The organism is Massilia putida (assembly GCF_001941825.1).
Classification (GTDB): Bacteria; Pseudomonadota; Gammaproteobacteria; order Burkholderiales; family Burkholderiaceae_D; genus Telluria; species Telluria putida.
On record NZ_CP019037.1, the window covers coordinates 179,514 to 195,764 of the forward strand.

At 63.4% G+C, this 16,251-nt stretch carries 13 protein-coding genes; 12 read left to right on the plus strand and 1 reads right to left on the minus strand.

Annotated features, from left to right (window positions below; genetic code table 11):
* Nucleotides 1-46 precede the first annotated feature (46 nt).
* From BVG12_RS01200 to BVG12_RS01250, 11 genes are all read left to right on the plus strand, one after another.
* A complete protein-coding gene (locus tag BVG12_RS01200; RefSeq protein ID WP_075790795.1) occupies nt 47-598 on the plus strand; it encodes a glutathione peroxidase in 552 nt (183 codons plus the stop codon).
* 18 nt (nt 599-616) lie between these two features.
* Nucleotides 617-1,885: a cytochrome P450 gene (locus BVG12_RS01205; protein WP_075790796.1), complete on the plus strand. Its 1,269-nt coding sequence runs from the start codon at nt 617-619 to the stop codon at nt 1,883-1,885.
* A gap of 244 nt (nt 1,886-2,129) precedes the next feature.
* The gene (locus BVG12_RS01210; protein ID WP_075790797.1) at nt 2,130-3,257 is read left to right on the plus strand and encodes a hypothetical protein; all 1,128 of its coding nucleotides are present in this window, start codon (nt 2,130-2,132) and stop codon (nt 3,255-3,257) included.
* A 10-nt stretch (nt 3,258-3,267) separates the two neighbouring features.
* Nucleotides 3,268-3,675, plus strand: coding sequence for a type 2 periplasmic-binding domain-containing protein (locus tag BVG12_RS01215; protein ID WP_075790798.1), 408 nt, complete (start codon nt 3,268-3,270; stop codon nt 3,673-3,675).
* 56 nt (nt 3,676-3,731) lie between these two features.
* Nucleotides 3,732-5,324 carry a methyl-accepting chemotaxis protein gene (locus BVG12_RS35595; RefSeq protein WP_075790799.1) on the plus strand — a complete coding sequence of 531 codons (1,593 nt, stop codon included), beginning with the start codon at nt 3,732-3,734 and terminating at the stop codon, nt 5,322-5,324.
* 139 nt (nt 5,325-5,463) lie between these two features.
* Nucleotides 5,464-6,852 (plus strand): diguanylate cyclase domain-containing protein, encoded by a 1,389-nt coding sequence (locus BVG12_RS01225; RefSeq protein ID WP_075790800.1) that lies wholly within the window; start codon nt 5,464-5,466, stop codon nt 6,850-6,852.
* A 236-nt stretch (nt 6,853-7,088) separates the two neighbouring features.
* Complete coding sequence (gene prpB, locus BVG12_RS01230; RefSeq protein ID WP_075790801.1) at nt 7,089-7,994, plus strand: methylisocitrate lyase; 906 nt, start codon at nt 7,089-7,091, stop codon at nt 7,992-7,994.
* Nucleotides 7,991-9,148 carry a bifunctional 2-methylcitrate synthase/citrate synthase gene (prpC, locus tag BVG12_RS01235; RefSeq protein WP_075790802.1) on the plus strand — a complete coding sequence of 386 codons (1,158 nt, stop codon included), beginning with the start codon at nt 7,991-7,993 and terminating at the stop codon, nt 9,146-9,148. The genes prpB and prpC overlap by 4 nt, the downstream gene beginning before the upstream one ends.
* Nucleotides 9,149-9,275: 127 nt before the next feature.
* Nucleotides 9,276-11,876, plus strand: coding sequence for a Fe/S-dependent 2-methylisocitrate dehydratase AcnD (gene acnD, locus BVG12_RS01240; protein WP_075790803.1), 2,601 nt, complete (start codon nt 9,276-9,278; stop codon nt 11,874-11,876).
* A 110-nt stretch (nt 11,877-11,986) separates the two neighbouring features.
* On the plus strand, nt 11,987-13,138 hold the full coding sequence (prpF, locus tag BVG12_RS01245; protein WP_075790804.1) for a 2-methylaconitate cis-trans isomerase PrpF: 1,152 nt from the start codon (nt 11,987-11,989) through the stop codon (nt 13,136-13,138).
* A gap of 190 nt (nt 13,139-13,328) precedes the next feature.
* Entirely contained in the window at nt 13,329-13,952 is a 624-nt protein-coding gene (locus BVG12_RS01250; RefSeq protein ID WP_075790805.1) for a TetR/AcrR family transcriptional regulator, read from the plus strand.
* Nucleotides 13,953-14,016: 64 nt separating this feature from the next.
* On the opposite strand, the gene BVG12_RS01255 is transcribed toward BVG12_RS01250, so the two are convergent.
* On the minus strand, nt 14,017-14,919 hold the full coding sequence (locus BVG12_RS01255) for a LysR family transcriptional regulator (protein WP_075790806.1): 903 nt from the start codon (nt 14,917-14,919) through the stop codon (nt 14,017-14,019).
* A 146-nt stretch (nt 14,920-15,065) separates the two neighbouring features.
* On the opposite strand from BVG12_RS01255, the gene BVG12_RS01260 reads away from it, so the two are divergent.
* Nucleotides 15,066-16,226 carry a porin gene (locus BVG12_RS01260; RefSeq protein ID WP_083684335.1) on the plus strand — a complete coding sequence of 387 codons (1,161 nt, stop codon included), beginning with the start codon at nt 15,066-15,068 and terminating at the stop codon, nt 16,224-16,226.
* Nucleotides 16,227-16,251 lie beyond the last annotated feature (25 nt).

Here is a 16,251-nt window from a genome sequence, read left to right on the forward strand (position 1 = left end):
GTCGGCCCGCAGGCGCCACCTGCCAATCATCCATGGAGAAGCATCGATGCAAACCCAGATCGACACGATACCGTTCCGCCTGATGGACGGAACCCACGCGACCCTGTCCAGTTACCGCGGCAAGGTCGTGCTGCTGGTGAACGTGGCGTCGCAGTGCGGGCTGACGCCGCAATACGAAGGCCTGGAGCGCCTGTTCGAGGACAAGCGCGCGGCCGGGCTGGTGGTGATCGGCTTCCCCGCCAACGATTTCGGCGCTCAGGAACCGGGCAGCAACGAAGAGATCGCCCAGTTCTGCAGCGCCAGGTATGGCGTGGCATTTCCTCTTGCCGAGAAAGTCTCGGTCAAGGGGCCGGAGCGCCACCCCCTGTACGCGGCATTGACCGTGGAGCGGCCCGCCGCACTGGATCCCGCGCAAGGCGCCTTGCGGCTGAAACTGCGCGAATACGGCTACGAGGCGGGCGACCCGTCGGACGTGTTGTGGAATTTCGAGAAATTCCTGATCGGCCGCGATGGCCAGGTCGTCGCGCGTTTCAATCCCGACGTTGCGCCCGACGATCCGCTGCTGCTGGAAGCGATCGACCGCGCCCTGCGCGGCTGAAGCGGGCAGGGATGGACGATGGACGCGCGCGCGCCAACTCCCGACACCGATGCTTGCGGCACGCCTTTGGACGCCGCCTTCCTGAGCGATCCCTACCCCACCTACAAGGCGTGGCGCGATGCGGAACCGGTGCTGTGGCGTGACGACGTGTTCCAGGGCGCCTGGGTATTGACCCGCCACGCCGATGTCGAGTTCGCGCTGCGCGACCCGCGCTTTTCCGCGCAGCGCACGGGCGGCTGGGTCAAGCGTATCCCCGGTGCCGACGCAGGGCCGCGCGGTGGGCGGGCGCAGGCCGCGCTGGACGATTTCCAGCGCACGTTCGCGCGTGCGATGGTGTTCCTCGACGCGCCCGACCACCGGCGCGTACGCAGGGCGATGGCGGCGGGATTTCATCCGTCCATCGTCCGCGGGCTGAAACCGCAGGTCGAGCACCTCGCGCAGGAACTGCTCGATCCGCTGGACGCGCGGGCGGGCTTCGATTTCATCCAGGCCGTCGCCCGTCCGCTGCCGTCGCGCGTGATCGGCCTGATCCTGGGCATTGACCGGCGGGACGAGGACGAGTTCGTCGCATGGTCGGAGGCGCTTGCGACCTTCATCGGCGCCCTGCAGCCGTCGCTGGCGCAGCTTGGCGCCGCGCGGCACGCCCTGCTGCAGATGGTGCGCTACTTCGACGCCCTGGTGCCGGTGCGGCGGCGTGCGCCGGGCGAGGATCTCGTCAGCAGGCTCGTGCAGGCCGAAGACGCCGGGGAACTGCGCGCCGACGGCGAGCTGGCGGCGCAATGCGCGATGCTCTTGTTCGCCGGGCATGAAACCACCCGCAACCTGCTCGGCAATGGCCTCCATACCCTGTTGTCGCATCCGCTGCAGTGGAACCGGTTGCGCGGCGAGCCGGCATCGATGCCCGCCGCGTTGCGCGAAGTGCTCCGCTACGACAGTCCGGTGCAATACACGGGCCGCCGGGTCGCCAGCCAGCTGACCTTGCACGGGCACACGCTGCGCCGCGGCGACCTCGTGCTGGCCATGATCGGTGCCGCCAATCGTGACCCGGACCGCTTTGCCGACCCGGATACCTTCGACATCCACCGGCGCGAGGGCAGTCACCTGTCGTTCGGGAGCGGTCCGCACGTGTGTATCGGTGCCGGGCTCGCGCTGCTGGAAGCCGAGGTCACGCTGCGCGACGTCATGCGGCGTTGGCCGACACTCCGGTTGGCCGATTCGTCGCCGCAGTGGAACGGCAACGCGGGACTGCGCGGGCTGGCGCGCATGACGGTGCGCAGCGAAGCCTGAGTCCCTCCTGCGAGGCAGTCTTTCACCTCACAGACGCGTTGCCTCCGTCCGCCAGGACATCCAGCCGTCGGGCCGCCGACTTGGTGTGATCGTCGTTAAATTGCACAGAAATTGAATTTGTGTAAATAAAACGATGTATATACGCAACCAACGGGTGATTCTTATAGGAAATCAAACAAGAAAATCCTAGAATTTCTAGAGGGTTTCCAAAGCGAAACTTATTTGTCTTAACTCTAGAGGTCATATGAAGGCTATCGCTCTTACTTTGCTCACCTTGCCGCTGGCTGTCTCGATCGCCCATGCGCAGGACACTTCCCCGGTCCGCATTACCGGATTCGGCACCGGCGCTCTTACCTGGACCGATACCGACGGTGCGGAATATTCCCGTCCGAACCAGGCCAGCGGTGCCAAAAAGAATCCCGTGACGGGCGTCGATTCGAACCTGGGGCTGCAGGCCTACTATGCCGTCAACAGCTGGCTGTCGGTAACTGCCCAGGGGCTGGTGCGCAAGGATGCGGAGGACGATTTCGGTGCCGAACTGACATGGGCATTCGCCAAGGCCAAATTGTCGGACGACGTCGGTGTACGGGTTGGGCGCCTGGGCGTGCCGGTCTTCATGATCTCGGACTACCGCAACGTTGGTTACGCCAACACGTTCCTGCGTGCGCCGGAAGAACTGTATTCGCAAGTTCCCTACAAGGACATCGATGGCGCCGACATCACCTGGCAGCACAGCTACGGCGACACGACGTACACGGCCCAGTTCGCCTACGGCCGGTCCAAAGCCGACCTCTCCGGCGGCCTCACGGTCGACTCGCGCAGGGTGGGTGCCCTGAACCTGGTCGCCGAGCACGGCCCGCTCACGCTGCGCCTCGGTCGCGCCGAGGCTCACCGGACGACGGTCTACGATGCGCCGACGCATACCAGTCGTCCGAGCGCAGGGCACGGGACGTTCACCTCGGCCGGTATCGGCCTGGACTGGAACAACATCGTCGCGCAGTCCGAATATGCCAAGCGCAAAACCGGCGGCGTGGCACCCTCCAAGGCGTGGTACGTCATGGGCGGTTACCGCTTCGGCAAAGTCCTGCCGTACTTTACGCATTCCGAGCTGAGGAGCGAGGGCGCCGTGGCCAACATCGCGGCGCTCCCTACTGCCGTGGCGGCACGTCTCAGCCAGATCAACAACGCCACGGGCGCGGGCGAACAAACCACCGACTCGGTCGGCGTGCGTTGGGACTTCTACCGCTCGCTGGCACTGAAAGTGCAATTCGACCGCGTGCGCCCCAACGGGACCGGTCTATTGCTCAATCCAAAGACGGGCTTCCACGGCCCGGTCACCGTCGGCGCCGTCGCCCTCGATTTCGTATTCTAAGGAAGCCGTGATGAAACAACTGATCAAGATTTGGCTCGGTACCGCCGCGCTCGCTCTGGCCCTGCCGGCCAGCGCCGAAGTGGTAGTCGTCGTGAACCCGAAAGCCGCCGAATCCTCGATGACGAAGGATGAGGTTGCGCAATTTTTTCTCGGTAAATCGAGCACTCTGAGCCCGGTCGACCAGCCGGAAAGCGCCCCGATCCGTGCCGAGTTCTATAAAAAGGTGACGGACAAGGAAGCGTCCCAGGTCAAGGCTTTGTGGTCCAAGCTGGTGTTCACCGGCAAGGCGACGATGCCCAAGGAAGCCGCCGATAGTGCCGCCGTGAAGAAGATCGTGGCAAGCGACTCGAAGGCCATCGGCTACATCGAGAAGAGCGCGGTCGACGCATCGGTCAAGGTGATTTATACCGCACAATAAGCGTGACGACCGCCCGGTCCACCGGGCGGCGAACATGCGTTTCAGGAGACGGCAGCATGAGCATCAAGCGCAAGATCTGGGCACTCCCGGTCATCTCGACCATCATCTTCGGCCTCGGCGTGGCGGTCTCCGCCAGCATCGCGAGCGGCGCCCTGGACTCGATCCACACGACCGAGACCATCGACTATCCGGCCCTGGGCACGGCGAAGGCGTTGACCGCGGACCTGCAGGGCATCACCGACGGTCTGCGCGATGCCGTCTCCGAAGGCGACAAGGCCCGCATCGCCCAGATCGGCGACCAGGCCGACAAGGTCCGCGGCAAGCTCGCCGACGTCACGAAGATCCCGGGCATGGATGCGACCGGCAAACGCTTGACCAAGGAATTCGAGGATTACTATGCGCCGGCCGTCTCGGCCGCCAGGATCATGCTCGAACTCGAGCAGGGCGATCCGCAGGCGACCGTGCAACGTATGCAGGGCGCGCTGACGGTGCTCAATGCCGACGTCGCCAAGCTCAACGAGCAGGCGCAACAGAATTTCAAGGACGGCATCGCGCGCAGCAGCTCGAGCGTGCGCCGCGTGCTGTCTGTCACCATCATCACGGCGTCGATCGTGATCGCCACCCTGATCGGCGTGTCGTGGTTCGTGATCCGCACCATCTGGCAACAGCTGGGCGGCGAACCGGAATACGCACGCGAGATCACGCGGTTTGTTGCGGCCGGCGACCTGTCGATGGACATCCGCCTCGAGAAGGGCGACGACCACAGCCTGCTGGCCGCGCTGCAGGAAATGCGCACGCGCCTGGCGACGATGGTCTCCGGCATCAAGACGTCGGCCGAGACCATCGCCACGGCCAGCGCCGAGATCGCCAGCGGCAACGCCGACCTGGCCAGCCGCACGGAATCGCAGGCTGGACGCCTTGAAAACACGGCGCGCGCCATGGAATCCCTGACGGACACCGTGCGTGCCAACGCCGCCAATGCCAGTCAGGCCAATCAGCTGGTGGTATCCGCGACGGGCATCGCCACCCGGGGTGGCGAGGTGGTGGGCAACGTCGTCGCCACCATGGGCGCGATCAACACGTCTGCCAGGAAGATCGTCGACATCATCACCGTGATCGATGGCATTGCCTTCCAGACGAACATCCTGGCATTGAACGCGGCGGTGGAAGCAGCACGCGCGGGCGAACAGGGACGCGGCTTCGCCGTCGTCGCGGGCGAAGTGCGTACGCTGGCCCAGCGCAGCGCCGCCGCCGCCAAGGAAATCAAGGAACTCATCGGCGATTCCGTCGCCAAGGTCAACGCCGGCACCGCGCTCGTCGATGAAGCGGGCGCCACGATGGAACAGATCGTCGCCTCGGTCCGCAAGGTGCACGACATCATGGCCGAGATCAGTGTTGCGGGACAGTGCCAGGCCGAGGGCATCGAACAGATCGGCCGCGCGATCGACGACATGGACCAGATGACGCAACAGAACTCGGCGCTGGTCGAGGAAGCATCGGCGGCCGCGGAATCGCTGACCGAGCAAACTGGCCAGCTATCGTTGGCGCTGGCGCAGTTCAAGCTCGACCATGCAATGCCCCGGTCCAAGCGCCATCATCCCGAACGTATGGCGGTCGCATTCGATAAAGTCGCGGGTAATATTGCATAAAAAATAATTAGTTGGCGTGCATAGCGTTGCCTACAGACTACAAAAATTGTCCTAAAGATCGTATATCCCGCATCCCGACCCTATAATCGGCCCACGATTGTTTCAGTACAGCAGCCGGCTTGTACGAGGGAATGTGGAAATGGAACTTGGACTGTTTGCCCGATCGCGACGCGCGCTGGCGCGGTGGCTGTGGTCCGGCGTGGCTGGTGATACGGGCGCGCCGGAAGTGAATGTGCGCGATGCCGGTTTGCTGGCAATCACCGATAATTTGCCGGCGCTAATCTGCCAGTTCGATCCGCACGGGAATGTCTTGTTCGCCAACGCCGCAATGCGAGCGCGCTTGATTCTCAGCTACGAGGAGTTGCTGGGGCGTCACATATCGACAGCCCTGTCAGCACAGACATATGGAGCGCTGAAAACGCATTTCGACCAGGCGCTCACGGGAGAAGGCTTCACGTTCGAATTCGCGGTCGCGGTCGACGGGATCCAGCGCTACTATGCCTGCAATTTCGTTCCTGAAATCGATCCGCACGGCAAGCTGCTCAGCGTATTCTCGATATGGCAGGATGTGACCGAACGCAGGGCGATCGAGCTGCGCCACGCCGCCGGCGAACAACGCCTGCGCGTGATCACCGATAACCTGCCGGTCCTGATCGCCTACGTGGATCGCGAACTGCATTTCGAGTTCTGCAATGCGACGTTTACCGAATGGACCGGGATGCGCCCGGATGATCTGGTCGGACGCAGCCTGATGGACGTGATCGATGTCACCGATCCCAGCCGTGCCGAGGTCGTCAAGCCGTTCCTGTCGCGTGCGCTGGCCGGGGAACGGGTCGAGTTCGAACTGCAACCGACACCCGGTCGGAACGATCGCTGGCTGCAACTGAACTTCATACCCGAGACCGATGGGACGGGCCAGGTCGCCGGTCTCTATCTTCTCAGTACCGATGTGACCCATCTGAAGCAGGCGCAGCAGGAGCTCGCCAACATGGCGCGCTTCGATGCGCTCACAGGCCTCCCGAACCGCCTCCATCTCGACGAAAAACTGGAAGAGGCTGCACGGCGCAGCAGCCGCAACGGTCGTCCGATGGGCGTCGCTTTCCTGGACATCGATTATTTCAAGCAGATCAACGATACCCTCGGCCACGCAGTGGGCGACCAGGTGCTGCGCGAATTCAGCAGGCGCCTGCTGAGCTGTGTGCGCCAGACCGACGTCGTCGCCCGCCTCGGCGGCGATGAATTCCTGATCGTGCTGGAAGACGTCAGCGACAGCGCCATGCTCGGCATCGTGGGCGCCAAGATTGTCGAAGCGATGAAGCCCCCATTCATGTTGTCCAGTGGCGCGCTGCGGGTCAGTTCGAGCATCGGGTTGGCGTTCGCCGCAGGTGCCCGCATCGTCACGGCCGATCTGCTCGAGTGCGCCGACATCGCGCTCTACCAGGCCAAGCGGGAGGGGCGCGCGACCTACCGGCTCAAACCTTACGACGGCACAGCCTCGTCCAAGGAGCATGGGCACATCCCGGCGTAAATCGCTGTGTGTTTCATGCTGTCGTTTCACGTAGCGCCAGTGTCGCATGTTTCAGTTCGAGTTGCACAGTCTGAAACAAAATATGTTTCATTCCGTGGGCGCGGGATCGGCACCCATAGCTGGCCAGTATGATTAAGTTACTGAATTAAAGGAAAAAACAGTGAATTATTGAACCTTGGCACGGCGTTTGCAGTTGAGCAGTGAATTCAACTCTGAAACCGTGCGAAAGGTAAGCAATGTTCCAATATTCCGCAGGCGCCGCGTTCCGGCAGGCCGTTCAGGAAGAACACCCGTTGCAGGTCATCGGCGCCATCAACGCCAACCACGCGCTGCTGGCCAAGCGGGCCGGCTATCGCGCCATCTATCTGTCCGGCGGCGGTGTCGCGGCCGGGTCGCTGGGCCTGCCGGACCTCGGCATTTCCGGGCTCGAAGACGTGCTGATCGACGTGCGCCGCATCACCGACGTGTGCGACCTGCCGCTGCTCGTCGACATCGACACCGGTTTCGGTTCGTCCGCGTTCAACGTCGCGCGCACCGTCCGTTCGCTGATCAAGGCCGGCGCGGGCGCCTGCCATATCGAGGACCAGGTCGGCGCCAAGCGCTGCGGCCACCGTCCGGGCAAGGAGATCGTCAGCCAGGGAGAAATGGTCGACCGCGTGAAGGCCGCCGTCGACGCGCGCACGGACGACAACTTCGTCATCATGGCGCGCACTGACGCGCTGGCCGTCGAGGGTCTCGATAAAGCCGTCGAGCGCGCGGTCGCGTGCGTGGAGGCGGGCGCCGACATGATCTTCCCGGAAGCTATCACGAGCCTGGAGATGTACGCGCAATTCAAGAAGGCGGTGAAGGTGCCCATCCTTGCCAACATCACGGAATTCGGTTCGACGCCGCTGTTCACCGTGGACGAGCTGCGCGGCGCCGACGTCGACATCGTGCTGTACCCGCTGTCCGCGTTCCGCGCGATGAACAAGGCCGCGGAAAACGTCTACGAGGCCATCCGCCGCGACGGCACGCAGAAGAATGTCGTCGACACCATGCAGACCCGCGCCGAACTGTACGAGCGCATCGATTACCACCGCTACGAACAGAAGCTCGACGCGCTGTTCGCCCAGAACAAATCTACACAGGAGACCAAGAAATGAGTGAAGCACAAGAGGGCGCTACCTTCAAACCGAAGAAATCCGTGGCGCTGTCCGGCGTCGCCGCCGGCAATACCGCGCTGTGCTCGGTGGGCCGCTCCGGCAACGACCTGCACTACCGCGGCTATGACATCCTGGACGTCGCCGGCAACAGCGAGTTCGAGGAAATCGCCTACCTGCTCGTGCACGGCAAGCTGCCGAACGAGGCGGAGCTGCGCGGCTACAAGGCCAGGCTGAAATCGCTGCGCGGCCTGCCGCACGCGGTAAAAGCCGCGCTGGAAGCGCTGCCGGCCGGCGCGCATCCGATGGACGTGATGCGCACGGGTGTGTCGGTGCTGGGCTGCGTGCTGCCGGAAAAAGAGGACCACAACATCGCCGGCGCGCGCGACATCGCCGACCGCCTGATGGCGTCGTTCGGCTCGATGCTGCTGTACTGGTACCACTACAGCCACAACGGCAAGCGCATCGATGTCGAAACGGACGACGATTCGATCGGCGGCCACTTCCTGCACCTGCTGCACGGCACGAAGCCGTCGGAGGAATGGGTGCAAGCGATGCACACGTCGCTGATCCTGTACGCGGAACACGAGTTCAACGCGTCGACCTTTACCGGCCGCGTCATCGCCGGCACCGGGTCCGACATCTATTCGGCGATCACGGGCGCGATCGGCGCGCTGCGCGGTCCGAAGCATGGCGGCGCCAACGAAGCCGCGTTCGAGATCCAGAAGCGCTACGAGAACGCGGACGAGGCGGAAGCGGACATCCGCAGCCGCGTGGCGAACAAGGAAGTCGTCATCGGCTTCGGCCACCCGGTCTACACGATCTCCGACCCGCGCAACGAGGTGATCAAGGAAGTGGCGCGCTCGCTGTCCGACAAGGCTGGCTCGACCAAAATGTTCGACATCGCCGAGCGCCTTGAATCCGTGATGTGGGAAGTCAAGAAGATGTTCCCGAACCTCGACTGGTTCTCGGCCGTCTCGTACCACATGATGGGCGTGCCGACGGCGATGTTCACGCCGCTGTTCGTCATCTCGCGCACGTCCGGCTGGTCCGCGCACGTCATCGAGCAGCGCATCGACAACAAGATCATCCGCCCGAGCGCGAATTACGTCGGTCCGGAAGACCTGAAGTTCGTGCCGCTCGCGGAACGGAAGTAAGCCCGCGCGAAATGCCGTCGCCCCCGCGAAGGCGGGGGCCCAATTTTGCATGCATCTCGACGGCACACGCAGAACTTGGGTCCCTGCCTCCGCAGGGACGACGTTTGAATTTACAAGGTTCTTCATCATGAACAGCAATTACCGCAAACCCCTGCACGGCACCAGCCTCCATTACTTCGATGCGCGCGCCGCCGTCGAGGAGATCCAGCCCGGCGCCTGGGACACCCTGCCGTACACCTCGCGCGTGCTGGCCGAAAACCTCGTGCGCCGCTGCGAACCGATGGCGCTGGTGCCGTCGCTGAAGCAGATCATCGAGCGCAAGCGCGACCTTGACTTCCCGTGGTTCCCCGCGCGCGTCGTGTGCCACGACATCCTCGGCCAGACGGCCCTCGTCGACCTGGCCGGCCTGCGCGACGCCATCGCGCTTGAAGGTGGCAATCCGGCCCTCGTGAACCCGGTCGTGCCGACGCAGCTCGTCGTCGACCATTCGCTGGCGGTGGAGTGTGGCGGCTTCGATCCGGACGCGTTCGCGAAGAACCGCGCCATCGAGGACCGCCGCAACGAGGACCGCTTCCACTTCATCGAATGGACGAAACAGGCGTTCGAGAACGTCGACGTGATCCCGCCGGGGAACGGCATCCTCCACCAGATCAACCTGGAGCGCATGAGCCCCGTGGTGCAGGTCAAGGATGGCGTGGCATTCCCCGACACGCTCGTCGGCACCGATTCGCACACGCCGATGGTCGATGCGCTGGGCGTCATCGCGATCGGCGTCGGCGGGCTGGAAGCGGAAAGCGTCATGCTGGGCCGCGCGTCGTACATGCGCCTGCCGGACATCGTCGGCGTCGAGCTGACCGGCAAGCCGGGCCCCGGCATCACCGCGACCGACGTCGTGCTGGCGCTGACGGAATTCCTGCGCAAGTCGAAAGTGGTGTCCGCCTACCTCGAGTTCTACGGCGAGGGCGCCGCGAATCTCACCTTGGGCGACCGCGCGACGATCTCCAACATGGCCCCGGAATACGGTGCGACCGCGGCGATGTTCGCCATCGACGAACAGACGATCAAATACCTGAAGCTGACGGGCCGCGACGACGAGCTCGTGAAACTGGTCGAGCTGTATGCGAAGGAAACGGGCCTGTGGGCGGACACGCTGCAGAACGCCCAATATGAACGCGTGCTGCGCTTCGATCTGGCTACCGTCGTGCGCAACATCGCCGGCCCGTCGAACCCGCACAAGCGCGTGGCGACGACGGAGCTGGCGCAGCACGGCATCACGGGCATCGTCGAGAACGAGCCAGGGAAAATGCCGGACGGCGCCGTGATCATCGCCGCGATCACGAGCTGCACGAACACGAACAACCCGCGCAACATGGTCGCTGCGGGTCTCCTCGCGCGCAACGCGAACGCGCGCGGGCTCGCGCGCAAGCCGTGGGTGAAGTCCTCGCTGGCGCCGGGTTCCAAGGCCGTGCCGCTGTACCTGGAAGAAGCGGGCCTGTTGCCGGAACTGGAGCAGCTGGGCTTCGGCGTCGTCGCGTTCGCGTGCACGACCTGCAACGGCATGTCGGGCGCGCTGGACCCGGCGATCCAGCAGGAGATCGTCGAGCGTGACCTGTACGCGACCGCCGTCCTGTCGGGCAACCGCAATTTCGACGGCCGCATCCACCCGTATGCGAAGCAGGCCTTCCTCGCGTCGCCGCCGCTCGTCGTCGCGTATGCGATCGCGGGCACGATCCGCTTCGACATCGAGAAGGACGTGCTGGGCCTGGATGCCGACGGCAATCCGGTGCGCCTGGCGGACATCTGGCCGAGCGATGCGGAGATCGATGCCGTCGTCGAGCGCGCCGTGAAGCCGCAGCAGTTCCGCAAGGTCTACGACATCATGTTCGCGCGCCGCGAAGCCACCGAAGACAAGGTCGCGCCGCTGTACGACTGGCGCCCGATGAGCACCTACATCCGCCGTCCGCCGTACTGGGAAGGCGCGCTCGCGGGTGAACGGACTTTGACCGGCATGCGCCCGCTGGCGGTCCTGGGCGACAACATCACGACCGATCACCTGTCGCCGTCGAACGCGATCATGATGAATAGCGCCGCGGGCGAATACCTCGCGAAGATGGGCCTGCCTGAGGAAGATTTCAATTCGTACGCAACGCACCGTGGCGACCACCTGACGGCGCAGCGCGCCACGTTCGCGAACCCGACCCTGAAGAACGAGATGGTGCGCAATCCGGACGGCAGCGTGCGTGCCGGATCGCTCGCGCGCATCGAGCCGGAAGGCCAAGTCACGCGCATGTGGGAAGCGATCGAGACGTACATGGAGCGCAAGCAGCCGCTGATCGTGATCGCCGGTGCCGATTACGGCCAGGGGTCGTCGCGCGACTGGGCCGCGAAGGGTGTGCGGCTGGCGGGCGTGGAAGCCATCGTGGCCGAAGGCTTCGAGCGCATCCACCGCACGAACCTCGTCGGCATGGGCGTGCTGCCGCTGGAATTCCAGCCGGGGACCACGCGCCTCACGCTGGGCATCGACGGCACGGAGACGCTCGACGTTGTCGGCGAGCGCACGCCCCGTGCGACGCTGACCCTCGTCATCCATCGCAAGTCCGGTGAGACGGTCGAGGTGCCGGTGATCTGCCGTCTCGACACGGCCGAGGAAGTGTCGATCTACGAGGCGGGCGGGGTGCTGCAGCGGTTCGCGCAGGACTTTCTCGCTTCATCCAAAGTGGCAGCATAAAAAAAACCGTCGCCCCTGCGCAGGCAGGGGCCCAATTTCTTACGCATCTCGACGGCGCGTGCAAATTGGGTCCCCGCCTGCGCGGGGAAGACGGGCTAGGGACAACACATATGACTCACGCACCCCAAATCAAAATCCCCGCCGTCTACATGCGCGGCGGCACCAGCAAAGGCGTGTTCTTCCGCCTGCAAGACCTGCCCGAAGCGGCACGGGTCCCGGGCGAAGCGCGCGACAAATTCCTCCTGCGCGTGATCGGCAGCCCGGACCCGTACGCGAAGCACATCGACGGCATGGGCGGCGCCACGCCCGGCACGAGCAAGACCGTCATCGTGTCGAGAAGCGCACGTCCTTGCCACGATGTCGATTGCCTGTTCGGCGAGGTCGACGTCGGCAACTCCTTCGTCGACTGGAATGGCGAGTGCGGCAGCCTGTCGGCGGCGGTCGGCGCTTTCGCCATCGGCAGCGGCATCATTCATCGGGAGCGTCTTCGTCGAGGCGGCATCGTGGACGTGCGCATCTGGCAGGCCAACATCGGCAAGACGATCATTGTTCGCGTCCCTGTCGTGCACGGGCAGGCCCAGGAGACGGACGACTTCCAGCTGGAATTCATCGACCCGGTCGTAGACGTCAAAGGGACTGGCAGTGCCATGTTCCCGACCGGGAAGCTGTGGGACGAACTGGACGTCCCGGGCATCGGCACGTTGCCCGCGACCCTCGTCAACGCCGGCGTCCCGACGATCTTCGTCAACGCGACCGATATTGGTTACACGGGTACGGCACTCCAGGAGACCATCAACGGCGACCCGAAGGCGCTGGCGATGTTCGAGACGATCCGCGCCCACGGTGCCGTGCGCATGGGCCTGATCGGGCAGGTGGAAGAGGCGGCACGAAGCAGGCACGTTCCAAAGCTCGCCTTCGTGGCCCCGCCCGCCGATTACGTGTCCACAAGCGGCCGACAAATTGCAGCAGGGGATATCGATCTGGTGGTACGCGTACTCTCGATGGGCAAATTGCACGACGCCATGATGGACACGGTGGCGGTGGCAATCGGCAGCGCCGCCGCGATTCACGGCACCGTGGTCGGCCAGGCTGCGGCTGGCGATGACCGCGAGGTACGCATCGGCCATCCATCCGGCACGTTACGCGTGGGCGGCGACGTGCTCCAGATAGGGGGAGAATGGATCGTGATCAAAACCATGATGCGCCAAAGCGCGCGCGTGCTGATGGAAGGCCACGTTGGCGTGCCGGACGAAACGGTTTGAATCGATCCAGCCATTCCCGTCCTGATGGTGATACCAACGATGTGTCACGGTTCGGTACTGACAGTGTCGCCGGCAGGCGAACGTTTTGCCGCATGTGCCGGGACGACGCAATACGATGACTTCGCGGAAGGGATATCTGCGGTCCTTCCGCAAAAGCCTGTGCCCTTCCGTCGACCCTGGAGAGTCTAGCATGGGCAAAGCGGGCAGGACGCCACTGTGCCGGGTGGACGAACGCGACGATGCCTTGCTCGACGTGGCCAAACATCTGTTTTTCGAACGGGGATTCGCCCAAGTCAGCATCGAGTCGCTTGCGCGTGCTGCGGGCGTGGCCACACGGACGATTTATACGCAATTCGGTGGCAAACATGGCGTGCTGTGCAAGATCATCGATCGTGAACTCGAGCGCGACATCGCCTGTTCGGCCGAGTTGCGGGACAGGCACCAAGGCGTCGACATCACCTTGAGCACGATTGCGCTCCACCTGCTTCGCCAAACGCTTTCACCAGTGGCGCGCCGGTTGTACGCCGACGCCATGGCTGCGCGTGACATCCCCCTCGCGCAGAAAATCGATCCTGTTCATTGTGGTCCATGGCGACGGCACCTGGAGCACTACTTCGCCACGGCCGTATGGTCGGATCGGTTGTGCCTCGCATGCGGGCCGGAAGTGATGTCGGATATGTTTTTGGGATGTGTCATGGGCGCCCAGTCGAGAGCACTCAAGTCGGACCCGCCTTCCGTTTTTGACGAGGCAGAATTGAAGGCAATGGCGGACGGCGTAACGCGGAGGTTCCTGACTTCGGTGGCTACTCTGTAACAGAAACGATCGCCTGGAGGAAAATACTACTGCTGGAAATGCTGGCCTGGCGATATACCCATACTTATCTGCGCTTGGCGGCAGTGGCGTGAAGGCATCGAATACACGCTGCTGCGGCCGGCGTCAGCAAGTCTTCGTCCTGATACGCCAGGAATATGTTCATCCCCGGCAATTCCGTGTCGAGTTCGATCGGGCTCATGACCCCTCGCCGAAACAGCTCGTCCAGCGTCGTAAATGCCATCTCGCCCCAGGCACTCACGGCATTCAGCCTTTGTGCCAGTTGAAAATACAATGTAACCGACGAGCAATGCAGGACCTGTGTCGGCAACGGCACGTTGAGCTTGGAGAACAGCGTACGCATGAAACTGAACGCGTCGTCGGGCGCATCCATGACAAGCCATTCCAATCCTCCCAGTTCCTCGATGGTGTGGCGCGCGCGCGCGCGCGTACCGCCGATTGCCAGCCTGGACGCCGTGCTGTAGAGCTTGACCCATTTCAGGCCCGCTGGCCCGGTTTCGCCGTAATGGCTGACGATACCGAAGTCGAGCATGCCATCGCGCAGTCCGTCGATGATCTGCGACGGCCGCAATTCCAGCAGATGCAGGAGCGTCGACGGGCGCTGTTTGCGAAAAGTGCCGACCGCTTCCGCCACGATCGCGCCGCCGACCGGCGGCGACAATCCGATCGTTACCCGTCCGCTCTGGTCACCACGCAGGGCATCCACTTCTTCGTAGATCTTATCCACTTCCTTCTGGATAGCGCGCGACCGCTTCGCAATCATCGTGCCGTACGAATTGAGGGTCGCTCCCTTGGCAGCGCGGATGAGCAGGGGAACGCCAAGCTCGCGTTCGAGTTCGATGATCGACTTGCTGAGCGCCGGCTGGGTGACGTTCATCAACCGTGACGCTTCCTGGATACTGCCGGCCTTGGCGATCGCCACCAGCGCTTTCAACTGGTTCAACTTCATGAGTGCTCCGAACGGGAAACGCCTTTAAATATAACCAAATTTTATACCAGTGAAAACTTTTCCTTTGTTGGAAAAATGCAGCTGTCGTTTAATCGTCCTGTCATAAACGATTACGGAAACGACTTAACCAGGACAGGGGGACGGCAGTGGAAGCGCGGAAGATTCAACTGAAGGTGGGTACGCTGGCAGTGGTTTTGTACGCAGTACACGGGGCAGTGTGTGCGCAAGGTGTGTTTGAATCGTTCCTGCCCGGTTTTTATCCTGGCTTGATACCGAAGGCCGGCGATGCGTTCAAGGTTTACGGATCGGTTGACCTTTATCTCGACCGTCTCGATGCAGGTGGTACGACGGTAAACCGCATGCTCAGCGGCGGCACATGGACGTCGAAGCTCGGCTTCTACGGACGGGAAGAGCTGGGCGGTGGCACCGCAGTGTTCTTCGATCTCGAGGCGGGACTGAATGCGGATGACGGCACGCTGCAACAGGCGGGCACGCTGTTCAATCGCCAGTCCACGATCGCGATGACCAATCCGCGCTACGGTACGCTGCAGATGGGTAAGCAGTTTGGTGTCGGCCTGCAGTTGTACGTCGACCCGTTCCTCGGCAATGCGAAGATTTCGCCCTGGGCCTACCTGAGCGGTGCCGCCGATCTCGGCAAAGGGTCCAGCACGGTGGAATCCCGGGTCAACAAGTCGATCGTCTACATGTCGCCAACCATCGCGGGTCTCAGCACCCAGTGGCTGTATGCGGTCAAGACCGACCGGTCGCAGGGCGGACCTGCCACGCAAAACCGCGGCGTGAACCTGACCTGGGTGACCACACCGGGCGGCCATCGTCTGTACAGCGTGGCGTCGTTCAACCAGACCTGGTGCGATCCGAAATCCGGCGATCCCAGCCAGGTGACCTGTACCGATACCACGGTGCGCACCGATGCATCCGGGGCGGCGCTTGTCTATGACATGAGCAAATATGTGGTGTCCGCTTCCTACCAGCTGATCGCCCCGAAGCGCGTGGGAAATTACATGGCCCGCGTCAGCTCGCTGGGCGGTACGGCACGGCTCGGCGCCAACCTGTGGAAGCTGTCGGTCGTGTACCGCGATACCACGCAGAGCCGCAACCACGCCTTCGCCACCACCCTCGGCGACGAGTACTTCCTGTCGAGGCTCACAGCCCTGTATTTCCGCTATTCCCTGATCCGGAACGGCGCCAAATCCGCGATGACGATCGACTACGCGAGCGGGTCGCCGCTCCCGACTGCCGGCGCCAGGGTCTCCGATCTCGCGGTTGGCATGTACCACAACTTCTGACCGCGCAACACGCCGTTCAGCCTAT